This is a genomic window from Alteribacter salitolerans, assembly GCF_016901055.1.
Taxonomy (GTDB): Bacteria; Bacillota; Bacilli; order Bacillales; family Salisediminibacteriaceae; genus Alteribacter; species Alteribacter keqinensis.
Genome location: NZ_JAFEUX010000004.1, coordinates 60,274 through 85,114, shown reverse-complemented (window position 1 = coordinate 85,114; position 24,841 = coordinate 60,274). Strand labels below are relative to the sequence as shown.

General features: G+C 45.2%; 25 protein-coding genes. 22 read left to right on the top strand and 3 right to left on the bottom strand.

Features of this window, described 5'->3' with window-relative positions:
• Positions 1-363: 363 nt before the first annotated feature.
• The 9 genes from JSY36_RS09015 (at position 364) to coaD (ending at position 8,146) form a co-directional block, all read left to right on the top strand.
• The gene (locus JSY36_RS09015; protein ID WP_205166128.1) at positions 364-792 is read left to right on the top strand and encodes a YlbD family protein; all 429 of its coding nucleotides are present in this window, start codon (positions 364-366) and stop codon (positions 790-792) included.
• A 14-nt stretch (positions 793-806) separates the two neighbouring features.
• Positions 807-1,046 carry a YlbE-like family protein gene (locus JSY36_RS09010; protein WP_122897228.1) on the top strand — a complete coding sequence of 80 codons (240 nt, stop codon included), beginning with the start codon at positions 807-809 and terminating at the stop codon, positions 1,044-1,046.
• 409 nt (positions 1,047-1,455) lie between these two features.
• Entirely contained in the window at positions 1,456-3,102 is a 1,647-nt protein-coding gene (locus tag JSY36_RS09005; RefSeq protein WP_122897227.1) for a DNA repair helicase XPB, read from the top strand.
• Positions 3,099-4,667 (top strand): hypothetical protein, encoded by a 1,569-nt coding sequence (locus tag JSY36_RS09000; protein ID WP_205166127.1) that lies wholly within the window; start codon positions 3,099-3,101, stop codon positions 4,665-4,667. The genes JSY36_RS09005 and JSY36_RS09000 overlap by 4 nt, the downstream gene beginning before the upstream one ends.
• Entirely contained in the window at positions 4,664-5,620 is a 957-nt protein-coding gene (uvsE, locus tag JSY36_RS08995; RefSeq protein WP_205166126.1) for a UV DNA damage repair endonuclease UvsE, read from the top strand. Before JSY36_RS09000 ends, uvsE begins: the two co-directional genes overlap by 4 nt.
• 40 nt (positions 5,621-5,660) lie before the next feature.
• On the top strand, positions 5,661-6,101 hold the full coding sequence (locus JSY36_RS08990) for a YlbF/YmcA family competence regulator (protein WP_122897224.1): 441 nt from the start codon (positions 5,661-5,663) through the stop codon (positions 6,099-6,101).
• Positions 6,102-6,183: 82 nt separating this feature from the next.
• The gene (locus tag JSY36_RS08985; protein ID WP_026690020.1) at positions 6,184-6,459 is read left to right on the top strand and encodes a YlbG family protein; all 276 of its coding nucleotides are present in this window, start codon (positions 6,184-6,186) and stop codon (positions 6,457-6,459) included.
• Between the two features lie 639 nt (positions 6,460-7,098).
• Entirely contained in the window at positions 7,099-7,671 is a 573-nt protein-coding gene (gene rsmD / locus JSY36_RS08980) for a 16S rRNA (guanine(966)-N(2))-methyltransferase RsmD (RefSeq protein ID WP_205166125.1), read from the top strand.
• A complete protein-coding gene (gene coaD, locus JSY36_RS08975) occupies positions 7,664-8,146 on the top strand; it encodes a pantetheine-phosphate adenylyltransferase (protein WP_122897222.1) in 483 nt (160 codons plus the stop codon). Before rsmD ends, coaD begins: the two co-directional genes overlap by 8 nt.
• 84 nt (positions 8,147-8,230) lie before the next feature.
• Here coaD and ylbJ read toward each other — a convergent pair whose 3' ends face one another.
• Positions 8,231-9,460: a sporulation integral membrane protein YlbJ gene (gene ylbJ, locus JSY36_RS08970; RefSeq protein WP_419466036.1), complete on the bottom strand. Its 1,230-nt coding sequence runs from the start codon at positions 9,458-9,460 to the stop codon at positions 8,231-8,233.
• A gap of 120 nt (positions 9,461-9,580) precedes the next feature.
• Here ylbJ and JSY36_RS08965 point away from each other — a divergent pair, with 120 nt between their 5' ends.
• Complete coding sequence (locus JSY36_RS08965) at positions 9,581-10,390, top strand: patatin-like phospholipase family protein (RefSeq protein WP_122897220.1); 810 nt, start codon at positions 9,581-9,583, stop codon at positions 10,388-10,390.
• Positions 10,362-11,411: a SepM family pheromone-processing serine protease gene (locus JSY36_RS08960; protein WP_205166124.1), complete on the top strand. Its 1,050-nt coding sequence runs from the start codon at positions 10,362-10,364 to the stop codon at positions 11,409-11,411. The genes JSY36_RS08965 and JSY36_RS08960 overlap by 29 nt, the downstream gene beginning before the upstream one ends.
• A gap of 20 nt (positions 11,412-11,431) precedes the next feature.
• Here the strand turns inward: JSY36_RS08960 and JSY36_RS08955 are convergent, their stop codons facing one another.
• On the bottom strand, positions 11,432-12,676 hold the full coding sequence (locus JSY36_RS08955) for a nucleotidyltransferase (RefSeq protein WP_205166123.1): 1,245 nt from the start codon (positions 12,674-12,676) through the stop codon (positions 11,432-11,434).
• A gap of 285 nt (positions 12,677-12,961) precedes the next feature.
• On the opposite strand from JSY36_RS08955, the gene JSY36_RS08950 reads away from it, so the two are divergent.
• The 4 genes from JSY36_RS08950 (at position 12,962) to JSY36_RS20670 (ending at position 16,162) form a co-directional block, all read left to right on the top strand.
• Positions 12,962-13,465, top strand: coding sequence for a YceD family protein (locus tag JSY36_RS08950; RefSeq protein ID WP_122897217.1), 504 nt, complete (start codon positions 12,962-12,964; stop codon positions 13,463-13,465).
• Between the two features lie 49 nt (positions 13,466-13,514).
• The gene (gene rpmF, locus JSY36_RS08945) at positions 13,515-13,688 is read left to right on the top strand and encodes a 50S ribosomal protein L32 (RefSeq protein WP_026690012.1); all 174 of its coding nucleotides are present in this window, start codon (positions 13,515-13,517) and stop codon (positions 13,686-13,688) included.
• Positions 13,689-13,903: 215 nt separating this feature from the next.
• Positions 13,904-14,653 (top strand): enoyl-CoA hydratase/isomerase family protein, encoded by a 750-nt coding sequence (locus JSY36_RS08940; protein ID WP_336511475.1) that lies wholly within the window; start codon positions 13,904-13,906, stop codon positions 14,651-14,653.
• Positions 14,654-15,601: 948 nt separating this feature from the next.
• Positions 15,602-16,162, top strand: a complete 561-nt coding sequence (locus JSY36_RS20670; RefSeq protein WP_205166121.1) for an RsfA family transcriptional regulator — start codon at positions 15,602-15,604, stop codon at positions 16,160-16,162.
• 89 nt (positions 16,163-16,251) lie between these two features.
• On the opposite strand, the gene JSY36_RS08930 is transcribed toward JSY36_RS20670, so the two are convergent.
• Positions 16,252-16,734 carry an N-acetyltransferase gene (locus JSY36_RS08930; RefSeq protein WP_122897214.1) on the bottom strand — a complete coding sequence of 161 codons (483 nt, stop codon included), beginning with the start codon at positions 16,732-16,734 and terminating at the stop codon, positions 16,252-16,254.
• 198 nt (positions 16,735-16,932) lie between these two features.
• Between JSY36_RS08930 and JSY36_RS08925 the strand changes: the two genes are divergently transcribed.
• The 7 genes from JSY36_RS08925 (at position 16,933) to JSY36_RS08895 (ending at position 24,705) form a co-directional block, all read left to right on the top strand.
• Positions 16,933-17,844, top strand: coding sequence for a 2-dehydropantoate 2-reductase (locus JSY36_RS08925; protein ID WP_205166120.1), 912 nt, complete (start codon positions 16,933-16,935; stop codon positions 17,842-17,844).
• On the top strand, positions 17,834-18,217 hold the full coding sequence (locus JSY36_RS08920; protein WP_236784699.1) for a DUF3397 domain-containing protein: 384 nt from the start codon (positions 17,834-17,836) through the stop codon (positions 18,215-18,217). Before JSY36_RS08925 ends, JSY36_RS08920 begins: the two co-directional genes overlap by 11 nt.
• Before the next feature lie 93 nt (positions 18,218-18,310).
• Positions 18,311-19,942, top strand: coding sequence for a bacillithiol biosynthesis cysteine-adding enzyme BshC (bshC, locus tag JSY36_RS08915; protein ID WP_205166118.1), 1,632 nt, complete (start codon positions 18,311-18,313; stop codon positions 19,940-19,942).
• A gap of 477 nt (positions 19,943-20,419) precedes the next feature.
• On the top strand, positions 20,420-20,851 hold the full coding sequence (gene mraZ / locus JSY36_RS08910; RefSeq protein ID WP_122897210.1) for a division/cell wall cluster transcriptional repressor MraZ: 432 nt from the start codon (positions 20,420-20,422) through the stop codon (positions 20,849-20,851).
• Positions 20,852-20,897: 46 nt separating this feature from the next.
• A complete protein-coding gene (gene rsmH / locus JSY36_RS08905; protein WP_205166117.1) occupies positions 20,898-21,830 on the top strand; it encodes a 16S rRNA (cytosine(1402)-N(4))-methyltransferase RsmH in 933 nt (310 codons plus the stop codon).
• Positions 21,831-22,051: 221 nt separating this feature from the next.
• On the top strand, positions 22,052-22,417 hold the full coding sequence (gene ftsL / locus JSY36_RS08900; protein WP_205166116.1) for a cell division protein FtsL: 366 nt from the start codon (positions 22,052-22,054) through the stop codon (positions 22,415-22,417).
• Positions 22,418-22,434: 17 nt separating this feature from the next.
• Positions 22,435-24,705, top strand: coding sequence for a penicillin-binding protein (locus JSY36_RS08895; RefSeq protein WP_205166115.1), 2,271 nt, complete (start codon positions 22,435-22,437; stop codon positions 24,703-24,705).
• Positions 24,706-24,841: the final 136 nt, after the last annotated feature.

Genomic DNA, 24,841 nt, shown 5'->3' with positions numbered 1-24,841 from the left:
CACTCCATTTCCCACGGAGCGGCGGTGACCCCCTCGTGCTCCGTGAGGGCACTGAAAAAGTCAAGTGATCTCATTAATTCAGGCTCTGTTGTTGAACAGCAACCGCTATTCAAAGCGATTATTAATTAGCTTTATTTGTATGCTGGTTAAAAGAGCATTTTTATTTTAAAAAACGTGATTGGAGCGAATGTGCGACACTCCTCCGGGAAAAGCCCACTCCGGAGTCTCAGCCTGCCAACTTGATCCCTTAGTCGTGTATTCTGCAATGTTCTTTAACACAGTCAAAAAATTAGGCTCACATTCTCATAGGCGTTTTACTACTATAGTAATAAGGAACAGGAATTCGCTTAGGAGGTGAGTACGTTGGGAAAGTCATTGCATCCTGATGTTTTGAAATTTAAAGCGTTTGTTAAAGAAAACCCACACGTGCTGCGGGATGTGAAAGCAAAGGAAAAAACACTTCAGGACCTTTATGAAGAATGGGTGTTATTCGGAGAGGACGACCCGGTCTGGGATGAGTATAAGACCGGATCTGTTACCGGGACCAAAACGAGTCAAACTCCAGAGGAGGAGTCTGAAGAAGGTGCAGCCTCACCAAAGTCAGCAGTAACCGCTGCCGGTATTCTGTCAATGATTAAATCAATGAATATGAATGATCTGCAAAATCAGCTTACACAATTTAACGGTGCCCTTACATCCATCCAGCAGCTCTTATCCACATTCAGGCCCGATTCATCCGGACCTTCCAATACGAATACCTCATCGTCCCCGTTTTCTTATAAAGAAGATTAAAAGGAGGCGTGGAAATGAGAACAGAAGTCATCCAGCATATCAGGACCCAGCCCGAACTATGGAAGTACTTGAGAATGCACCCGGAATGGTACAGGAAATTAGGGAGAAATCCTGGTTTATTAAGTGAGATGGAAAAAGAAGCAAAGGTATTCTACGGAAAAACCTTTCCACAGAGAATGGACCGTATTCAAAACAATGTCAATCTGGCAGCTATGCTGTTTGATATGGTGAGACAAATGGGACAGCAGCAGTAGGAATTTAACGTAAATGCAATTCGGGGAGATGAGGGGGGTCTCCCTTTTTTAATTAAAAAGATTTGAAATACTTTAAAATGGAAAAGAGTTTTCTGCTTGCTGTTTGTTGGTCGGCACAACTCGGAACGATCTTTATTTGGGGATTTATGTTAATAATAAAGGTACAAATATTAAGGATTGGGAATTTTATATTAAGAATTCCAGATTTCCTTCCGGATATGTGGGAATTTAAACTCTTTTTAACCCTCTATACCAGCCGACAGAAGGCCCGCACTTTTTAATATCTCCTTAACTATTTGACCCCGCACAAACAATACTTCCACCACATACAAGAACTTTGTCACTGTATAAAAATCGGACCAATCACAGACATTAACAGATAGAAGTCACGACAAGCAGGGTGATAGAAATGAATCCGGAACGGCCCCTTTTAGTACAAGCTGACAGGATGATCTATGTTCAGACAAACCACAGAGAATACAAAATCATTCATCCTGTCATTCAGGAAATTGCTGATCTTATAAAAACACCTTCAGCTATTCATGTTTACCGGATGAGTGAATATTCTATCTGGTATGCCTGCGAGCAGGGAATTACCTATGAAGAACTGGCTTCTTTTTTAACTGATTTTTCCAAGGTGAATCCCCCACATGCGCTTTTGGACTGGATAAAAGAGCAGTGTGAACGTTTTAACCTTTTGGAAATAATTAAAGGAAAAAAAGGTAAGCTGTACATCGTTTCAAAGAAAAAGGGATTACTTATTTCTTTGTTCTGTGAAAAAGAAGAGGTTCTTATCACAAAAGACGGTTACGAAGCCATGGCCATCCGGCCTGCTGACAGAAGCAGAATAAAACAGACACTTATGGACGCAGGGTACCCGGTCAGAGATTCCGGAGGATACGAAGAAGGCACGGAAGCTTCCATCAGCCTTAAGCCGGAAGTCATGTTAAGACCCTATCAGAGAGAAGCCTGTGAATCCCTGATAAAGAGAAGGCATCTGGACGGGGGGAACGGGGTGATCGTTCTTCCATGCGGTGCCGGAAAAACGATCGTCGGTTTAGCAATCATGGCAGAGATCAAACAGGAAGTCCTTGTATTAACACCTAATGATACATCTCTCAGGCAGTGGGAGAGGGAAATTAAAAACAAAACGACAGTAAAGGAAGGGTCAGTCGGCATATACAGACCGGGGCAGCAGACGATGTTCCCGATTACCATTACAACGTATCAGATGCTGACCCACAGGAAATCGAAGAACGGCAGCTTTTCTCATCTTCCCCTCTTTCAGAATCGCAGGTGGGGACTGATTATTTATGATGAAGTCCACCTGCTTCCGGCACCACTGTTTCGCTTTGCGGCTCTTCTGCACAGCACAAGGCGGGTGGGGCTGACGGCAACGTGTGTACGTGAGGATAAAAAAGAAAAAGATATTTTCAGTCTCATCGGCCCGAAACGGTATGAGGCAGGGATTCAGATGCTTGAACAAAATCATTGGATTGCAAAGCCTGTATGTAAAGAAATAAGAGTACAGTTCAGTGAAGAAGACGCAGTGGCACACTGGTATAAAAGTAAGCGTGAACAGTTCCGACATGCGAGTGAAAACCTGAAGAAACTTGACGTTCTGGAAACACTTCTTGAAAGACATCAGGGAGAAAAAATAATCGTTATCGGGAGCTATCTCAACCAGCTCAAACAGGTGAGAGAGCGTACTGGCTTTCCTCTTATTACAGGGGAGACGCCTAAAGAAGAACGGGAACGGCTGTTTCAGGCTTTCAGGGATTCAAAAGTCACAACGCTTATTCTGAGCAAAGTAGCCAACCTTGCACTCGATTTGCCCGATGCCCAGGTTGGGATTCAGCTCTCCGGGGCGTACGGGTCCCGTCAGGAAGAAGCACAGCGTATCGGCAGACTTTTGCGGCTGTCTGACAAAGGCAGGAGTGTAACGTTTTACTCCTTGGTCACCGCGGGCACAAAGGAAGAGGAAAGGGCAGGAAACCGGCAGCTTTTTATGATCGAGCAAGGCTATGAGTATGAATCAGAGGAGTGGACATCGTGAAACTCGCTACAATACTTTCATTAACCGGGAATGAAAAAATAGAATCTGTTGAAAAAGAGAGGAAACACCGAGGAATTCCCCCCCTTCAAGATGTTTCACACGAAAGTGCAGCTGCTGTGATGGCTAAGCTCAGTGTTCGCGAGAAAAATGTTCTTGCACACCTGTTAAAAAAAGACCTCGGTGATGCAGGTGCGAGCGCGAAACGTGAATCCTACCTTGATAAAAGAGCGGGGGAGCGGCTTTCAGCAGCGGGGATTATTTTTCATCTTTCCTATGAAAATCACCACTGCGAGCTCGTCCCGAGAGAATGGAAGAGGGCTTTTTTAAATAAAGAAGGGTCTCTTCCTCCCGGAGAACCGGGGCTCTTTTTCTGGAATACAATGAATGCCCTGAACCGTCTGTATACGCAAAACGTTACGAAAGTGAGAAAGGACCACACGGCAATAGAGAAATGGGTTCTTGCGGCCATGAAACGTCTCGGCTGCATTGATAATAACAGATGGAATGAAGACCTGCTCCTTTCTTTTTTACATAACCGCTTTGATGACGTCATGGAACAAGCCGCTCTTTTTTCATTGAAAACGAAACAAGATAAAATGGATGTCCATGCATTTATTCACGGCACTCCCCTTGAATGTGAGGAAGACGATGACCTAATTTCCTACGGTGTCATGATTCAGGGGGACGGGCGCGTTTTGTCCGGCTGTGGTCTGGAATTGATTGATCTTTATGATCAACAGTACATTATGGATCTTGGGAACTTTGAAATGATTATACCTTCCGGGGTTAATCCCGGGGTTATCTGGCATCTTCTCAGGTGGGGGAGTCTGCAAGTAAATCCTGAAGTGTTTTCATCAGGGGGAGCCCATGTTATTTTTAACAAAGAAAGTGTTCAGGCAGGTCCTGAGGTGGAAACGTTCTTTGAAAAATTCAGAGGGGTTTTTATTGACCCGAAGCGTTATGAGCAGCAGTTTGCACGGTGGATCAACGAGAAAACGCCTGTGAAGGAAAAGGGACTCTTTCATTGTTTCCATATCCAGGACATCCATGCTGCGGAGACATGTATGTCTCTGCTTGATAAAAAGGAAGTTGATTATTTTTCCCTCCAGGATCATTTGTTTGTTTCTCAGCAGGACGGGCGTAAAGCAGCAGGATTTCTGAAAAAAGCAGGACTGCTCAATGAAACGAAGTCCGTTCCAAAGGTACATAAAAAAGAGACCGGAAGCAAAGGATGGACTGTGCAGGAATCAGGCGGTCACAGGCATCCATATAAAGAAGATATCGGGCAGCTGCCGAGGCAGTGGTTTTCTCTTTTAGGCTATGATAAAACAATGCTTTTACGTCTGGTGCGACAGGCACTTATCATGGAAGCGGCTGTGCTGATTGAAGATCCGGCAGGCCGGCAATCGGTCATTGAAATTGAATCGATCCATGCTCTTGGTGAAGGAAGGCCATACATTCACACACTTGATGAGAAGAAGATCCAGATCGATTCAATTGAACGAATTGCCTTTATCCACCCTGATCAACTTGGAGATAATCTTTCAGAGGAGGAAGCTACATGATTGTCAGGTTCGGATACGTTGCAATGAGTATGTCTCTTACAAATGCTTCCCCTTCCCATACGATGACGGCCGCCCAGTTTGAGAAGCTGGATAACCGGAATGCTGCTATCCGTAAGCTTGAGAGAATTTCGATTAAAAATATTGAGAACTGCAAAAGGCTCATTAAACATAACGCAGCCCATGATATCGCTTTATTTCGTCTATCATCCCGACTCGTTCCTCTGGCAGGACACCCTCTGACTGAAGGGTGGAAGTGGGATAGGGCGATTCGCCCTGCACTGGCGGAGCTGGGAGAGCTGATTACGAGGCACAGGATCCGTACAGGGTTTCACCCGGATCATTACACAGTCCTTAATACGACCGACGATGATGTGTTCAAACGCTCACTTCAGGTTCTTATGTATCACTACCGTCTTTTAAAAGGGATGAATCAAGCCCCCCGTCACAGGTGTGTGCTTCATATTGGCGGGAAGAAACAAGGAGTGGAAAAAGGACTTGAAACGTTTATTGAACGGTTTCAGGACATACCGGTAACCCTTAGTGAGATGCTGATCCTTGAAAATGACGATACGAATTATACGGTAGAGCATGCCCTCTATCTCGGGGAGAAGCTTGGAGTACCGTTTGTGTTCGATCTTCACCATCATGATGTAAACGGAGGGACGCCGGTTGAAACGTTTTGGGACCGGGTTGCCGGCACGTGGGACGGAAGTGATCTCCCAGTTAAGATACACATATCCAGTCCAAGAGAGCATCCCATGGACAAAAGTCACGCAGATTATATTGATGTAAACAGAATCTGGTCTTTCCTGCAGGAAATCAACGGGAGTGTGGACGTTTTGGATGTGATGATTGAAGCAAAGAAAAAGGATGAAGCCCTGTTCAGGCTTATGACTGAGATCAAGGGATATCCGGGTGTGAAGATGGCGAACCAATCAAGTATTGAAATGTAACACCCGGAACGTGCTATAATGGTAACGGAGGTGTTTTACTATGATTACTACAGCAACAAGTGCAGACGTCCTCCATTCTGCTTACGATCTCGGAGACTTTGTTACTTCATCAGAAGTGTACGTTGATTATATAGATGCAAAAAAACGGATGGATAAGGATAAAGAGGCGGCACGCCTCGTCAGTGAATTCCTGAAACTCAAGGAAGATTACGACGAAGTCCAACGTTTTGGGAAGTACCACCCTGACTACAAACGGGTGACAAAAGAAGTCCGGGAAGCTAAGCGAATGGTGGATCTGCATGATTCGATTGCAGAATATAAAAAAGCGGAAAAAGAGCTTGAAAGTATGCTCCGCGACGTAAGTCTGATTATCGCTGATACGGTATCCAAAAGCGTGAAGGTGCCTACAGGAAATCCGTTCTTTGACCAGGACGGGTGCAGTGGCGGATGTGGTTCCGGAGGCAGCTGCGGCTGCTCCTGATCCCACCGGGAACGCTTGCCACCTTTTAGGAGTAGTGCTACACTTACGTTAACATATACAGGAAAAGGGGACGGGGAAGAGCGTGATTGGAAATCGTGTCGGACTGGCTGTCTGGATTCAGTCGCTGAAGCACGTGAAACAGCTGCGGCGATTTGGAAACATTCATTACGTTTCAAGAAAAATGAAATACGTTGTGCTGTATTGCGACGGGGAAAAAGTGGAACAGACGATGGAAAAGCTGGAATCCTACCACTTTGTCAAACGTGTCTCCATGTCCATGCGCCCCTGGCTCAACACGGAATTTCAAAATTCCAAGCCTGACAAAGCAAAAGAGTATGACTATAAAATGGGATTATAAACCTTCGCCTTTGGGCGGAGGTTTTTTAATTTCGTATTTACTTTCGTATTCAATTCCGCAAGCGGGCTCGGATCTTTTTCTCGACTGAGTTATCCTCTTCTTCTGATTTTTACAGCGCATTGTAGTTGAACGGAATACACGAGACTCCTGCGGAAGCGCGAGACAGGCGAGACCCCGCATGGGAGAAGCCCAGAGGAGGCTCGGCGCGAGTCCGCGGAAAGGGAGTATATTCCGTTCAATGAAGCTGAGTTTGAATTCTTTTTCAGAGTAGCCTGCATTATAGAATTAACAACAAAAAAATCCCGCAGAAGCAACCTTCTGCGGGTACCCTATAATAAGCACCCGGCCGTAAAGCCGGTTCACACTTACCAGGGCAATGGGAGAGGAGAAACCGGAGGAAGAACTTATGGGGAAACGTAAGTCTTCTCCGCGGTTGTCAGCAACATTGGTATCATGTTGCTATCCTTATTATGGTCAAGTACCCAATCTTTATACACGTAAATTAACATAGATTGACAAATGCTGTATCAGGAAATTTTTGCTTCAATCTGTTTTGTGCTACGATAAAAGCACGAATAATGGAGACGGAAGAAAAACATTCCGTCGCCTGAACAAGAACCAATACAGAGGAGCAGGAACATGAGAGTGATCAGCGGTAAAAATAAAGGTGTGTCTTTAAAAGCCGTACCTGGTGATTCGACACGGCCGACAACAGATAAAGTAAAAGAATCCATATTTAATATGATCGGACCCTATTTTGAAGGGGGAACGGTTCTCGATCTCTATGGCGGAGCAGGAGGGCTTGGCATCGAAGCCCTGAGCCGTGGAGTTGAAAAAGCAGTGTTTGTCGACAGAGACTTTAAGGCGATTCAGACCATACGCGCCAACATCGCTGCCTGCGGGCTGAAATCCCGGACTGAAGTTTATAAAAATGATGCCAGACGTGCCCTTCAGGCTCTTGTAAAGCGGGAAAAGCAATTCACGTTTATCTTCCTCGACCCGCCTTATGCAAAACAGCAGATCCCTGAAGAACTCAGCTTTATCTCAAACAATGACCTTCTTGAAGAGAATGGGAAGATCATTGCAGAGCACGATGTAAGGGTGAGCCTGGATGATACATACGAAACACTTGTGAAAGTACGAGAGGAGAAATACGGTGACACAGTGATATCCATTTACATGCACGGGAAGGGAGAAAAAGAAGATGAGTAAAATTGCAATCTGCCCCGGAAGCTTTGATCCTGTTACAGTGGGGCATCTCGATATTGTAACGAGAGGCGCCAAAATTTTTGATAAAGTAATCATTGCCGTTTTAAATAACCGCAGTAAAAAGCCCCTGTTCTCTGTGGAGGAGCGGGTAAAGCTGATCAAGGAAACAACTTCTCACCTTGAAAATGTAGAAGTGGACAGTTTTGATGGTCTTCTTATCGAATATGCGAGGCAAAAAAAGGCGAGTGCGATTATTAAAGGACTTCGTGCTGTTTCTGATTTTGAGTATGAGCTTCAGATGGCTTCAATCAATCGCAAGCTTGATGAAGAGATCGAAACGTTTTTTATGATGACCAATCATCATTATTCCTATCTCAGTTCAAGTATTGTAAAAGAACTGGCTAAGTATGATGCAGATGTGAGCGATCTTGTTCCTGAACAGGTGCAGACTGCCCTGCGTGAAAAACTGAACAGCTGAAAAAAGAGAGAGTGACTCGTAAGGTATAAGGCCACCTTGAATCACTCTCTCTTTTTCATTGTTAAGCTGTGAGAGCTATGGAAGTTACATAATACTCTTCGTTTCCTTTAGGGCCCGCCCTGCTTTAAGAAGTACAAACAGGAGGAGACCACCCAGCGTAACCAGACCGCCGAAATGAGTGAGCCATTCATATACAGAAATGAAAAATGTGTTCACGTGCTCAGTATTTACGGGAGCAAATACCTCTGTTGCTGTACGGCCTGTGCCGTTTGTATATAAAGGTTCGAATAAAAAGGCTGCCAGAACCATAGCCAGAAACCCGTGAAGGACACGAGCAAAAAAGAACGGTTTAAACCGGATGTCTGTTTCAGCAAGGATACTTGCAACCTGAGCTTGAACACTGAAACCGTTAAAGCCAAGAATAAAGCTTGTGATGAGCACCTGGTGATACAAAGAGGTGCCTGCAGCGACACTGGCCATCTGGCTGCCAAGCGTAATTTCAAACAGCCCGGAGATCAGAGCAGGACTTAATTCGTTGGGAATATGAAGGATAGTAAGTATAATAGTAATCAATATCGCTAACATTTCAGAAACGTGCATAACCGTAAGCAGACGATTCAATACTGAGAATAAAATGATAAACCCGCCAATCATTAACAATGTTGTGACCGCAGATGAAACGGCATCACCCATCATCTTTCCAAGAGGCCGCGTATCTTTCCTTCTCTCTTGGTGCATCAGCCTGAAGGCATGCCGGAGTGAGAAGCGGGGTGTGGTCTGTTTGGATTCTTTCTCCTCATCCGTACCGTAAAATCGCATAGCAAGTCCTACGAGAAGGTTGCCTCCGTAGTGACAGACGGCGAGGAGGAAACCAAGTGCAGGGTTATGGAAAAAACCTACGGCGATGGCTCCGAAAATAAAGATGGGGTTGGAAGCATTGGAAAATGAAACGAGTCGTTCAGCCTGGATTCTGGTGATTTTTTTATCTTTGCGAAGACGTGCCGTAAGCTTTGCCCCGGCGGGAAAACCCGAAGCCATCCCCATGCTCCACACAAAACCGCCCACACCGGGAACTCTGAATAACGGCCGCATCACAGGCTCAAACAAAGCACCGACAAAGGTAACGACACCAAAGCTGATAAGAAATTCACTCATAATAAAAAATGGAAGCAGGGAAGGAAAGACCACCTCCCACCACATGTTCAAGCCGCGTATGGAGGCTTCATAGGCATCTTTTGGAAACAATATAAAAGAGACAGCCAGAAACGTGGCCGTACCTCCAAGAACCATTGTTTTAAACGATGAGGCTGTCAAAAGATCAGGCCTCCTCTCAGGCAGAATCATCATAAACTTGTCCTCGGTTAAATATACGTTTACTGAGTGCGTTTAGACCTTAAACGTCACATACGACCGGGACGGAACAGGGGGAAAGACATGAACCCGAAGATTGGTTTGGCTCTTGGCTCAGGCGGGTCGAGGGGGTTTGCCCATATTGGTGTATTAAAGGTACTTATGCGGGAAGGCATCCAGGTGGACTACATCGCCGGCAGCAGTATGGGAGCCCTCGTCGGTGCCCTGTTCGGAGCAGGCCATACACCTGAGACGATGGAAAAAATGGCAATGCAGTTCAGACGGAAGTATTTCCTTGATTTTACTGTGCCGAAAATGGGCTTTATTAAAGGGGAAAAAGCAAAAAGCATCATCAAAATGCTCGTTAAGCAGAAAAAGATAGAAGAGCTCTCCCCTGAAATGGCGATTGTAGCAACGGATCTCAAAAAAGGGGAAAAAGTTGTTTTTAAGGACGGGGATGTTACCCAGGCTGTCCGTGCAAGTATTGCTATACCCGGCATCCTCGTACCTGAACGGATCGGCGGTCGGCTGTTTGTTGACGGGGGTGTGATTGACAGGGTCCCTGTCAGTGTTGTGAAGAGCATGGGAGCTGACATGGTCATTGCCGTGGATGTGTCGTATTTTAATACGGAACCCGAGATCACTTCCATTTACGATGTGATTATCCAGAGTATGGACATCATGGAAAAAGAAATGGTAAGATATCGGGAAATAGAGTCGGATCTGATGATCAGGCCCATCTTCAGACACATTAAAGCAACACAGTTTACGGATGTGGAAGAAATTATCCTGCAGGGTGAAAAAGAGATGGAAAAAAACCTCGATGTTTTTAAAGAGAGAATAGCCGCATGGAAGGAGAAACATCATGAGAGAGACGAGAGGGAAAACGATTAAAGGGTCGGTTTTCCGGTGGACGATCTTTATACTGGTGCTTTTGTTCGTGAATTTTTATCAGCTTCCCTATTACTTCAGCATTCCGGGAGATGCAAAAGTTCTCAGTGAAGTGATTGAAGTAGAGGAAGGGTACGATTATGAAGGAACACTGAGCCTTACCACTGTGAGGATGGGAAGGGCGAATACGATAAATTATGTATGGTCCCTGTTATCTGATGATCGTGATCTGATCGCAGAGAACCTGATCCGCCCTGAAGGTGAGTCAGATGAAGAGTATCATCAACGTCAGCTTGTGATGATGACAAGTTCTCAGGATGTGGCTGTTTTAATTGCCTACAATGCGGCTGGAAAAGAAGCCTACTTTGAAAACTACGGTGTTCTTGTTACAAGCTTCGTAGAAGGAATGGATGCCGAGAGAAAACTGGAAGTTGGTGATCGGATCGTCGAAGTGAACGGAACAGAAACATTGAAGGCAGAAGATCTTCTGGAAGAACTGGGGTCAGTTGATATCGGAGACGAAGTTGATCTTGTGATCGAACGGGAAGAAGAAAGACAGGACGTAACCTTAACCGTAGAAAAGTTCCCGGAAGAGCTTGATCCGACAGGGGAGCGGGGAGGGATCGGAATTGCACATCCCGTAACGGACCGTGAACTGGTGAGAAATCCGGATGTGTCAATCGATACTGCACAGATCGGGGGGCCGTCTGCAGGTCTGATGTTTGCTCTTGAGATATATAATCAGCTGGTGGAAGAGGACATTACAAAAGGAAACCAGATTGCCGGCACAGGGTCCCTCAGTGAAGAAGGAGAAGTGGGACGTATTGGCGGTGTCAAGCAAAAAGTGATTGCAGCAGACCGCGCAGGTGCGAAAGTGTTTTTTGCTCCCAATGAAAACGGACTGGAAGGGTCAAATTACGATATTGCACTGGAAACAGCAGAATCGATCGGTACCGACATGGAGGTAGTTGGAGTTGATTCGTTTGAAGAAGCCCTGGAATACCTGGAGCAGGAACTTGGATAAAAAAACGAAGGAGCCTTTCCTTAAATGGAGGCTTCTTCGTTTTTATTTACCCTAATTGGATGAGCTGTATATTCCCTTACAGGTGAACCGGTGCCCCTGAGAACAAGGGGGAGATAGTGGACAGTCGCAGCCTGAATATCTTTTTCCAGGGCAGGGATGCTGTCACCTTTACTGGCATTGGAAATAAGGGGAACGTCAATCTCCTTTTTTATCCCATTCAGATAATTCCTGCCGTTCTCACTCATCCCGAGAACCCGGATGTATTCAGGTCTGAGAGGATGAACAAGCTCTCCGGCCTGCTTTTTTGTGGTTCCGAGAAGAAGATGAACCAAAGAGCGTTGCAGCCTCGTTCGTGTGTAGCGTTTCGTTTTTACATAATCCATAAACGATTCAAAGTCACCGGCTTTCGTAACGGCTTTTTTAAACCGGTATTCAAGCCCTTCCTCCATTTCATAAATCAACCCGAGCTCTTTTGGGGACTTAGTAATGAGCTGATGCTGGATGTAAGGGAAATAATCGTTCCACTGATGCCACTGGCCGTGAGTTTTGTAAAATTCCTTAAGGACGTCAAATGTTGTTTCCGGTACGAATGGACGGACATCATCAAGGGAATACTCCTCCGAAAGGAGCCTGTTTCTAATGGAAGTGGCACTGGCAATAGCACTGTCCCCCGGTTCCGGGTCGTGATAGCCCGCTTTTTCACGCGTGATGGTATAAGGCGTGATAGAGCTCTCCAGATCTTTAACCGCCTCGCAGTACTGGATTCCGAGAATATTGTTGGGTGCGCTCAAGTCGACCCCGTTAAAGGCAGGGGGCTTGATTTCACTGTAGGCTGCACTCGACGCTCTCGGGTAGCTAAAGCCCTTTTGTAAATAGAGGTGAAGATATTTTTCATAGGACGCCTTATTCTGCTCCATAAACCTGATTGTTTCCTGAAACCGGTCAATGCTGCCGTCTTCACTGCCAAAGGCAACGGTATCAACTTTGAGCTGATCGAGAGCCGCCACTGCACCTCTGGCAAAGAGGCTTGCATGCTGGACCGCATAAAGGTAAGGAAGCTCAATCACAATATCACAGCCTCCGAGAAGAGCCATCTTCGTCCGTGCCCATTTATCGACAAGGGCCGGTTCACCACGCTGAAGAAACGATCCGCTCATCACCGCGATGACCGCGTCCGCGTTTGTTACTCTTTTGGATTCAGTAAGGTGATACAAGTGTCCATTATGAAAAGGGTTATATTCAACAACAAGTCCGACTGTTTTCAAAGGAAGTACCTCCTGAATGTTGGGATAAGTGTAAGGATAACCGAGACAAAACGGGTTTTCATGTTAAAACTTGTCTATTTATAAGGATAAGCAAAAAACAGGCTGGTTTAAACCGTTTTTTTACGGGGAAGGTGAAATACTGTGGTCAATCGTTTTATTTTGATTAAATGTTTGCTATGATGGGATTTCGTAAATGATAAAAAATCAGTACGATGTAAAGAAGTTACCTTGACAAACGATTTTTGCAAGGATATAATAACATTTGTTGTCTTGAGGTGAAAAAGAATGAAATGGTCGGTTCAACAGTTGTTATCCTATAAGGAAAAAGGATTACACATCGACGAATCGGTTGATGTTTCGGATGTAAAAACGACAGATCGTGAAATCCGGGAAATCACCCCGGTTCACGTGAAAGGCGAAGCCGTCTTTGCCCGGGATTCTGTGACGTTTCGTCTGCAGATTGACGGGTCAATGACACTTCCGTGTGCAAGGACTTTGAATGATGTTGAGTATCCTTTCTCAATCGAAGCCAACGAGATTTTCAAGTTGGAAGAATGGGCCACCTTCGAAGAGGAAGATGACGTTCATGAGTTGGAAGATAACACGGTAGATTTATTGCCTTACGTAAAAGAACGTATTTTGCTTGAAAAGCCGATGCAGGTTTTCAGTGAAGCTAAGGAAGGCCCTGCACCTGCCGAAGGGAAAGACTGGGAAATGGTCTCTTCCGAGGAACAGGCAAAAAAGGTCGATCCAAGGCTGAAAGACCTGGAGAAGTTTTTCGACAAGTAACCAAGTTTGTGCTTTATCTATTGAACGAATATTCAAGGAGGTGTCAGTCATGGCAGTACCTTTTCGCAGAACGAGTAAAACCCGTAAAAACAAGCGTCGTACGCACATCAAATTGAGCGTACCTGGCATGGTAAATTGTCCGGAGTGCGGTGAAGCTAAGCTTTCCCATCGTGTATGTAAAGCTTGCGGATCCTACAAAGGAAAAGACGTTGTAAACAAATAATGGTCGTAATTGACGCAGGGAGGATGCCATTTCCTCCCTGCCTTTTTTTATCCCGGGACGTATGTAGTAGTGATTTCTAATCCAAATGTTGATGAAAGTGAAGGATTACAGACTTCACTCCCAAAGTTAAAACTATGCTCATCCCTGATCAGAGGGTCTGACCCTCTGATCAGGGATGAGCATAATCAATGCAGGGGGGCGGTATTTTGAAAAAGGTGATTTTGTCTTATGAGAAGAATGGTATTTCAAAGATTACCCTAAACAGACCTGAAGTCAAAAATGCGGTCGATTTTGACGTCATGAACGAACTTAATGCGATTTTTGATAAGCTGGAAGAGGATAAGGGCACGAGAATTCTCGTTTTCACAGGAAAAGGGAGTGCTTTCTGTTCCGGAGGGGACCTCGGTAAATTTCATTCCCTGAAAACGGAGGATGAAGCTCTCGGAATGCTTGTACCTATGAGCCGTCTTCTAAAAAGAATTGCTGCACTGCCGTATCTCACTGTTGCGTACATAAACGGTCATGCTGTCGGCGGCGGGTGCGAACTTGCTGCAGCGTGTGACTTCAGAGTGGCGGATCCTGGAGCAAAAACAGGCTTTATACAAGGAAGACTCCAGATTACAACCGGCTGGGGAGGAGCGAGTCTTCTTAAAGAAAAGGTTCCTTATCTGCAGGCTTTGACGCTGCTTACGACAGCCCGCCTTTTTACAGCAGAAGAGGGACTGAATATGGGCTGGATTCAGGCGGTTTTGAATAGTGAGAGTGAACTTATGGAATGGCTCAGCAAGTGGAATGGGGTTTCTGGAAGTGTTCTCGGAGCATATAAAGAGGCTGTGAGAACAGAAAAAGAAAGAGATACATTATTTAACGATATCGATAAAGAAGTAAAGGCTTGTGCAAAACTGTGGGCAAAAGACGAACACCACTATGCTGTTAACGCCTTTCTATCAAAAACAGGCCGGTAAGGGAAGAAGGCACTGGAAAAAGTTTAAAACCGAACTTTTTCAGTGCCTTCGTAAGGGAACGGTCTGTTTTTCTTTGCTCAGGGCTGTTTTAGCAAAGATTGTTGCTTTTGCTGAAAAAGGTAATGAAGCAACAGTGCCTGAGATTCCTATGGCCGTGAGGGCCAGACAAGACTCCGTAAAGCTCTAGAAGGCCACTGAAAAGTCAAAATCCGAAATGAATGTCAGCTTTTTATGCTATTTTTTCGCAAAAACAGCTTATAAATGGGCTATGTTTATTATGATGTGTTACAAGTTATTGTTGATATAAAAGATCATTGATTGCAGCGACTGGGCGACACTCCTGTTGGAGCAACGAGCGGTCGCACCAAAAGTAAGCTGAGAGTTGTTTCGACGCACATATCTGCGTAGCGTTACTGGTAGAGGAAGAAGCAGGAATAAACCTCCTGGAGGCTCACCGGCGCCTCCGCGGAAAGGGAGCCAAAGGAGCGAAAATCAACATCTGCCTTTAACAGAGCCTATTTTAAAAAAATGGACACTTTTCAGTGTCCTCGCTCTAGCTTGAGGAGGCTTGCCGGCACACCGATACTGCCTTTATTTCCTGTAATCTATAGAAAGGGAAATTAGCAACAATCCAGGTGCGAGACTCCTGCGGAAGTGTAAGACAGACGACACCCTGCAGTGACGAGCTTTACTTCATGTAGAAGAAGGCTTGATGGAATGGCTCGGGACGAGTCCGAGTATCTTCCCTTCAACGAAGCATAAATTGATGAAGCCCTCAAGAATTATTATCAAAGTTCACCTATTATGTACTTCCTCCCCGCAGCCGGCCTTTTGTATACTCACCGATAATCGGTGAATACTGAAAATAAGAGAAAAGAGTCTATCTCTTCTATCATCTGCATATAGTTAGGATGAACGATTGAGAAGAGTAAAGGAGGGGTCGGACGATTGGTACGCCAGGATGCTTGGAACAGCGATGAAGACTTGACATTGGCAGAGGTGGTTTTGCGTCACATAAGGGAAGGCAGCACCCAGCTCGCGGCTTTTGAGGAAGTTGGTCATAAGCTTTCGAGAACCCCGGCTGCGTGCGGTTTCCGGTGGAATTCAGCGATCAGGAAAAAATACGATACAGCAATCCAGCTTGCTAAGAAACAAAGAAAAACGATGAAAGTGAAAAACAGTGAACCTGGAGTGCGGTTCGCAGAGGCGACGGAAAACCGGACTGAAGCGGACAACGGGGCTTCGAAAAGTGTTGTAGAAGCTTTTGATGAAGTGATCACGTTTTTGCACGAACAGAAAAAATGCATTGAAACGAATGGCGGGGTTTCTGAACCAGAGGAATTTATGGAAGCCATTGAAGCGTTAAAGCAGGAAAATGCAGTGCTCAGTCAGGAGCTCGCAAAAATGAAAGACGATTATGAACTCATTAAAAATGATTATCAGCTGATGATTAACGTAGTGGAGCGTGCAGCGAAGCGAAACAGAACGACCGCTTCGTCTCCGTCTTAAGTCCACTAAAAAAGAACGGTCAGGTATTTCGCACCTTACCGTTCTTTTTTGATGAATTTTCATTTAAGCGTTTTCAGAAAGCTTCAGTGTTATTCCGGCTTTTGTTCTTTTACCCCTTGCGGAAACCAAACGTATGGGTTCTCGCCCCGGTCACGGTCTGTATCGTAGGTGAGAGGCTCAAAGCCCATTCTTTCCCAGAAAGTGTCGGAACGCTGGCGTGCATTTGTTTTTAAAGGAAGGCCGAGTGATTTTGCGTAGTCAACAAGCTGTTTACCGAAACCGCGGCCTTTATACGGCTCCAGAACTTCCAGCTTCCACAGCTCGAAGTATTCCTGAGGCGGCTCAAAGTACCGGTCATATTTTGCATCTACTTTATAAAGACTCATTCTTCCTACGAGCTTATCCCCGTAATAGACACCATAGAAAGGTGACTCACTGTCGTTATCAATGATGTTTCCCTGCAGATCCTCTTTCATAGACAACTCCTGCAAGCCATACTCACGGAAGTTCTCGAATTCCTCCAGGGTTTTAAAGTTTATACGTAAGCGCTTAACTTCTTGAATATCAACCATAGCTGTCCCTCCAACATATCGATTACTTTATATTCTACTATAATGTCGACTGAATAATCTATATATTTTTATAACTTTCATGAAATCTTTACCGAGAAAAAGGTAAAAACGTGCACAGATGGAATTTATGATAAAATCAATGGAGTAAAAGTCCCGGATTGAAAATTAAAAGGTTCCGGTGCAGTGGAGGTGTGCGGTATGAAGGTTGCGGTTATCGGGGCTGGGGCTGTCGGAATGCTCTTGTCTGCCTTTGCCCTGAAAGCAGGAATTAAAGTCAGTCTTTTTACAAAACGTGAGGAGCAGTCCATACGGCTCAATCATAGCGGGCTGACTCTTATACAAAGTAATCAGGACAACCCTGAAACACTCTCAAGAGGTCTGTCGGCTAAACCGATATCATCTTGGACAACGGAAGGGCTTGACGCAGTGATTGTTTCTGTTAAACAGCTGCACCTGGATGAAGTTCTCGGTATTCTTTCAAAGAAGAGAATAAAGGTACCGGTTATTTTTGCCCTCAACGGGATGGGTCATATGGAAAAAGCACAGGTTTCTATAAAGGATGCACCGCTCTATGGAAGTGTACTTACACACGGCGCAAAAAGATCGACCGATTATGAAGGCGTCATTCATACGGGAAAAGGCACGTGGAAGGCAGGTTCCTGGAGAGGGGAAAGTGAAACTGTAGAATTTTTGATGAAAAAACTTCAGGAAGCAGGGTTTTTTAGCTCCTGTGAAGAAAACATTGAAAAATTAATGGAGGAAAAGCTTGCAGTAAATGCAGTCATTAACCCTCTCACTGCCCTTTATCAGGTTAAAAACGGATCTCTCCTGGATAATCCATTATTCAAGGAAAATGCCCGTGCTGTATTTAACGAAGTAACCAAAGTGATCCCATTCAAGTGGGAGACGGTGGAGCGGGTAATCGTAAATACAAGAAAAAATCATTCATCCATGCACGAGGATATTCGTCTCGGCCGCGAGACGGAAGTTGATGCTATTACCGGTTACCTCCTGTCATTAGCGGAAAAAAGACAAGTCACAATGCCCTTGGTGTCTTTTCTTCATCATTCAATAAAAGGGGTTGAAAGGAGTTATGACGATGATCGGTAATTTATTGGCAGGGTTCATAGCTACATTGATTACTGTGCCGCTGATCGGCCTTTATCTTGTCTATCTTATCAGTGTTAAAGTAACGCGTAATAAAGTCTTTGCTCTTAAAGTTGCTGTAGATGTCAGCCTGATCTTTTTTGTTCTTTCTGTGCACTTCTTTATCCTGGAAATCTGGGGTATTTCTTTAATCGGATACGTTCTTGCACTGCTCTTTCTTACTGCCATCGGGTTTACCATTGCCCACTGGCGGATGTATACGGATGTTCAGTTTATAAGAATAATGAAAGGTGTCTGGCGTTTTCAGTTTGTTCTCTTCTTCGTTCTTCATTTCGTGCTTATGTTTGTAGGTTTTGCTGCGAAAATGTATGCGTAGCCCACCGGAGACTGTTTCTTTGGTGATCTTTTTAAATTTTGCTATAATAAGAGTCGTTATATCTGAAATGTTGAAGGCGAGAGGTTGTTACCTATGCATATCCAATACGAAAATGTACGGGGTTTGAACCCGTTCCTAGATGAATACATAAATGCAGACGACCGGCTTATGTCCTTTTACGATTACGGTTATGATGATGAAAGTATTAAAAAACGGGCAAAAGAACTGGCTGCCCGGTCATTTAACCGTGGTTCGTTAAAGGACGTTCTTTATTCTTTTAATAAAAAGATGGGAGCAGGTGAAGAAACCTTCACTCAAATCGGGAAATTAACCAGTGAGCGTTCCCTGATGATTGTCGGAGGACAGCAGGCCGGTTTATTTACGGGACCCCTTTATACGGTCCACAAAGTGATCTCGATACTTGCTCATGCAGATAAAGCAGAAAAGGATCTCGGGGTCCCGGTCATTCCATTATTCTGGATTGCCGGAGAAGATCACGATATTGATGAGATCAACCATATCTTTGTTTACTATAAACAGGACCTGAAACGCTTTGCTATGAAGGAAAGGAACGATCTGAAAATACCTGCCTCGAACAGGAACCTCAATCGTGAAGAAGCGAAGAAGGTCCTTCTGAGTACGATCCGTCACCTGCAGGAAACCCAGGATACAAAAATAATCGCTTCCGACTGGGGAAAGCTGATCGATGAATCCAAAACTTATGTTGATTTTTTCGGGAAGCTGATTCACCACCTCTTTAAAGGAACAGGGATCGTTCTGATGGATGCCCAGGATGAAGCGGTCCGTAAGCTGGAGAGACCTTTCTTCAATGAACTGATCGAACGGAATGGAAAATTACGTCTGGCTTTTGAAGAGCAGGCTAAACGGTTTAAAACTGCCGGCTTTGGTGAGCCTGTTTCAATTGATCCGCGCCTCTCCCACCTTTTTCTCGATGATCACAATGAGAGAACGCTTCTATACAGTGATGACCGGGAAGGAGCATTTACGAATAAAGAAAAGACAAGATCCTGGACGATAGACGAGCTTCATCATATTGCTGAAACAGATCCGGCTAAACTGAGTAATAACGTTGTCTCCCGGCCTGTAATGCAGGAATGGCTTCTTCCGGTTCTCGGATTTATTTCAGGAGCAGGTGAAATTAAATACTGGGGGACGCTGAGCAGTGTTTTTCGGGAGTTTGATTTTAAGATCCCGCCCCTCATTCCAAGAATGCAGTTTACCCTTGTTGACAGAGGGGCATTAAAGCGTGCTGGAAAGAGGGACCTTTCCATCAGGAAAACGATTGAACAGGGAGCTTCCGAAAAAAGAGACGAGTGGTATGGCTGGAACAGGCCGGCTGATTATGACCCGGTATTTGAAAAAGCGGAAGAAGAGTTTGAGTCGCTCATGGAGAAAATGGCAGCCAATCTTCGGGAGCACGCTTCAACGGATGTGGATCATGAGCGTTTTCAAAGGATGGGCAAAGGTGTCCTGGATCGGTATAAACGCCAGGTTGACAGGCAGGTAAACCGGACCCTTGCACCGTCAATGAATCATTTTAATTACGTTAACACGGTTCTGCGCCCGCAGGACGGACTTCAGGAACGGACGATTAATGTTCTTCCGTTTCTGAATGGCTATGGCACAGATGTGATCAGGCAGCTCACTGCCCGGGTCTTGGAAAACGGACCCGACCCAAAGAAGCATACGGTTGTTATTTTATAGTGATTTTACAAAAATAGTGACTTTACAAAGCCGGTATCAAAAGGAATTTCCTTTTGATGCCGGTTTTTAGTTGATTATTGTTAAATTCAAGTGTTGGTTTTCGCTCAGGTGCTTTGGGAAATTCATTTTATCTTTGGACAATGGTGGTCTGACAAATTCTCAGTTATCCTGAACAACCGACGCCTGAAAAAAATATTCTGAAAAAACCCTCCCCACTTCGCACCACAAACCAGCTCCATTTTTCAAAAAAACGCCTTTGTTTTAACCCCTCCAGAAATCCCCCACGCTCTCCCACCATTCCTCCCACAATCCCCCACCAGCCCCTGTAAACACTGTCAAACAGCATTATCAAAGGATTTTGACTAAGTCCAGACAGAGGGATTATTACAGTTTAAAAACTTTTTTCAAAAGAAAGTGGAGGAAAGTGGGGGGATGTGGTAGATTAGTATTAAGAAGTGGGGGAGGGGGTGAGCCGGGATGTTCATGGGAGAATATCGCCATAATATTGACGAGAAAGGCAGGATGATAATTCCTGCTAAATTCCGTGAGAATCTCGGTTCCTCCTTCGTAGTTACAAGAGGGTTAGACCAATGTTTGTTTGTTTATCCTGAAGAAGAATGGAGACACTTAGAGCAAAAGCTTAAAACCTTGCCATTCACAAAAAAAGATGCGAGGGCCTTTACACGATTCTTCTTTTCCGGTGCTACTGAATGTGAACTGGATAAACAGGGGCGTGCGAATATTGCTTCTGTTCTCCGTTCATACGCAAAGTTAGAGAAGGAATGTGTAATTATCGGTGTCTCAAACCGTGTGGAAATATGGAGTAAAGAGATTTGGGAAGAATATGTTGCTGAATCAGAAGACTCGTTTGCAGAAATAGCCGAAGGCATTGTAGATTTTGACTTGTAATAGATATACGCAAGGTTGTACAAGCAGTTAAAGGACAGGTGTAGAAATGTTTGAACACGAAACGGTACTTAAAGAAGAAACGGTTAATGGCCTTAATATCCGCCCTGACGGGATTTATGTTGATTGTACACTGGGAGGCGGAGGCCATAGTGAGCAGATTGTGAAGCAGTTGGGGGAAAGTGGCAGATTGATTTGTTTTGATCAGGATGATCGGGCACTTGAATTTGCCAAAGAACGATTATCACCTTACAGGGAACGTATCACATTTGTTCGTTCGAATTTTCTCCATTTGAAAGAAGAACTCCATAACCTCGGCATCACGAACGTGGACGGATTTGTGTTCGACCTTGGTGTTTCATCCCCTCAGTTTGATGAGGCGGACAGAGGATTCAGCTATCGCTTTGATTCCAGGCTGGATATGAGAATGGATCAGACCCGGGAATTATCAGCATATGAAGTTGTAAATGAATGGTCTTTCCAGGATCTGATGAAAATCATCAGCCAGTATGGTGAAGAACGATTTGCCAAAAACATTGCCCGGAAGATTGAAGCTGCACGTGAGGCGAAGCCGATTGAGACGACGGGAGAGCTTGTAGACGTCATAAAGGATGCGATACCGGCTCCTGCCAGAAGAAAAGGCGGGCACCCGGCAAAGAGGACGTTCCAGGCAATCCGGATCGCTGTCAACGATGAACTGACCGTGTTTGAAGAAGCTCTGAAGGATGCAATTGACCTCACAGCACCGAAAGGCCGGCTGGCCGTCATTACGTTTCATTCATTAGAAGATCGTTTATGCAAGAAAGTGTTCAAAGAGAGAAGTGCTATGCCGGAGCTGCCTAAAGGACTTCCTGTCATTCCTGAAGGATTTGAACCTGAACTGACACTCGTAACAAGAAAGCCAATTCTTGCGAACGAATCGGAACTGGAAAGAAATTCAAGGGCGAAATCAGCAAAGCTGAGAGTTGCGGAAAAGAATTGACGTGTTAAAGGCCGTTGTTGACTGGAGCATATGAGTAACACTCGTGGGGAAATACCGTGATCGTGAAAGAGAATTCAAAAGCGCATAGCAGTCTCCCAGCCGCCTGTGGAAAGGGAGTACAAGTAGCAGAAGTCAACATAGAGGCCTAAAAGGGCCAAAAGAGAAAAAGATATAAAAAAGAGATAAAAAAAGAGACAAGAGAAACTGGGAGGGGTATAACTATGAGCCTTGCAAAACAGCAAATTCAGCAGCCGCTGCACCAGCCTGAAAGACAGCTGAAACAGAAAAAACAGCGTGTTTTTAAAGGCGGGATTACACGGGGAGAGAAGATCATTTATCCATTGGCATTTCTTGCTGTCGTTTTTGCGGCTTACGTGATGTTATCAAACTATGCTACGATTTATATTGCAAACCACGAAATTCAGAAAACAGAGCGTAGCATTACGGAGCAGTCGAGTGTGAATGAAGGTCTTTCCCTGCAAGTGAAGGACTTGTCTGAACCTGACCGCATTCTCCATATTGCCCAGGCGGAGCTTGGCATGGAATTGAATGATCAAAATGTAAGAGTAATCCAAAATCAGGATTAATAAGCGGGTGTTGTGAAATGGAAGTTACAAAAAACAGGAAGATTACCGTGCGTGCCCTATGGGTTCTCGGAATCTTCCTTTTCTTTATCAGTATTGTATTCGGAAGGTTTGTCTACATTCAGGCAGCGAAAGAAGTTCAGGGGCAGGACCTCCGGGCGCTTATTGAACAAAGGTGGTCACAGACTCACACCATTGAAGGGAAGAGGGGATCGATACTTGACCGGGAAGGTGAAGCAATTGCCGAAGAGGTGGCATCCTATACGCTTATTGCTGTGCTTGACGACAGCTATGGCAGCTATGTAAGTGATCCGCAGGAAGCGGCGGCAAAAATCACCTCAGTCCTCGATCTCGATACGAATGCAGTTGCAGAACGTCTTTCTCAGGATTTAGTGCAGGTGGAGATCCCTGGTGCGAGATACTTAAGTGTCGAAGAAAAGGATGCCCTGGAGGAACTTGAAATCGACGGCATCATTTTCAGAAAGGATCCAAAGCGCTATTACCCGAATCAGACATTCGCTTCTCACCTCATCGGATATACCGAGCGTGATATGAGCGTAGCGAGAATGGGTCTTGAGCAGAGTCTTGATGAATACCTTAGTTCTGAAGACGGATCAATCACATATCAGCGAGACGGTGCTGGACGGGCTCTAGTTAATACAGAGGATTTGATTAATCCGGCCCGAAATGGGAACGACGTGTACTTAACGATCGATAAGAAAATTCAGATGGTACTTGAACAAGCTCTTTCTCAGGTGGATGAGGAATATTCTCCGGAACGGATGATCGGTATCGTTGCAGATCCGAAGACTGGGGAAATACTGGCTATGAGTAACCGGCCGAGCTTTAACCCGAACAACTATGAATCTATAAGCAATTACACAAACTATGCTGTAAGCTCCCGGTTTGAGCCGGGGTCAACCATTAAAGCACTGACCCTTGCAGCAGCGATTGAAGAAGGCGTCTACAACGGCGACGAACTCTACCAGTCCGGTACGTATCAGATCGGTCCGGACCGTATTCCGGACCATAACGGCGGGAGAGGCTGGGGGGAAATCACCTATGATGAAGGATTCCAGCGATCGTCAAACGTTGCCTTTTCAAAACTTGCACTTGAAAAGCTCACCCCGGACACCTTCTTTGACTATGTAGATGCCTTTGGGCTGAGAGAACCTACAGGGATTGATATTCCTAACGAATCAGGCAGCTCCATCGCTGATTTCAGACCGATTGATGCAGCCACTACCGCGTTCGGACAAGGTTCGGCGATTACTCCGATTCAGCAGGTCCAGGCAGCTACAGCTATTGCAAATGGCGGTAAGATGATGAAACCTTACGTAATTGACAAAATTTATGACAAAGACTCAGGTGAAATTGTTTCTGAGACTGAGCCTGAAGTTGTCGGTGAACCGATATCAGAAGAAACGGCAGCGGAAGTTCTCGGTCTTCTTGAAACGGTTGTTTCTTCATCAGCAGGAACAGGGCAGCCATACGCCATTGACGGATTTGATATCGCCGGTAAGACAGGTACAGCACAGATTAATAACCCTGACGGACCTGGCAGGCTTACAGGCCACGGGAATCACATATATTCCTTTATGGGAATGGCACCGGCAGATGATCCTGAAGTAATTGTCTATGTTGCCGTGGATCGCCCTGATATTGAGCTGCACGAAACTGGAGCCATGCCGGTGTCAAAAGTATTCAAACCTGTCATGCAGCAAAGTCTTCAGTACCTGAACATCACTCCTCAAAGTGTGGAAGAAGAGCATGTGGAGGAAGCTGGTATTGTTATGGAAGACTTCAGTGGTGAATCCGTTGAAAAAACAGAAGAAACATTGAAGAATTACGGGCTCGATCCCGTTATTATCGGGGAAGGAAACACAGTCATCTCCCAGTTCCCTAACCCGGAAATGTCCATTCTCCCTTATGAGAAAGTATTCATGAGGACAAATGAGGAAGAATTCCTCATTCCGGACATGTCTGGTTGGTCCGGAAGGCAGGTACATGCCTGGACCCGTCTGGCGGATATGGAAGTTACCATAGACGGCAGCGGCTTTGTTATAAGCCAGAGTGTGCCTACGGGGACAGAAGTGACGTCGGGCCAGCACTTAAGTGTGGAGCTCGGAAGCGGGGATGAACCTGCAGCGGAGCAGGGAGATACCGGTGATGAAACTGAGTACGAAACGGAAGAAGAAAACGAAGAAAGCGCCGGAGAGGAAGAAACCGAAGAAGACGAAGAAGACGAAGAAGACGAAGAAGACGAAGAAGACGAATTCTTTATGGATTAACACCAGACCTCTTTCGACTGGCTCTGAAAAATACAGCACAGTGTGGGGCGGCTCATCTCCAGCATGCGGGAATCGCAGTCAGACCCACAGTCCATTTTCGGGAAATAAGGTAATTGGATACATCCATCTTTATAGA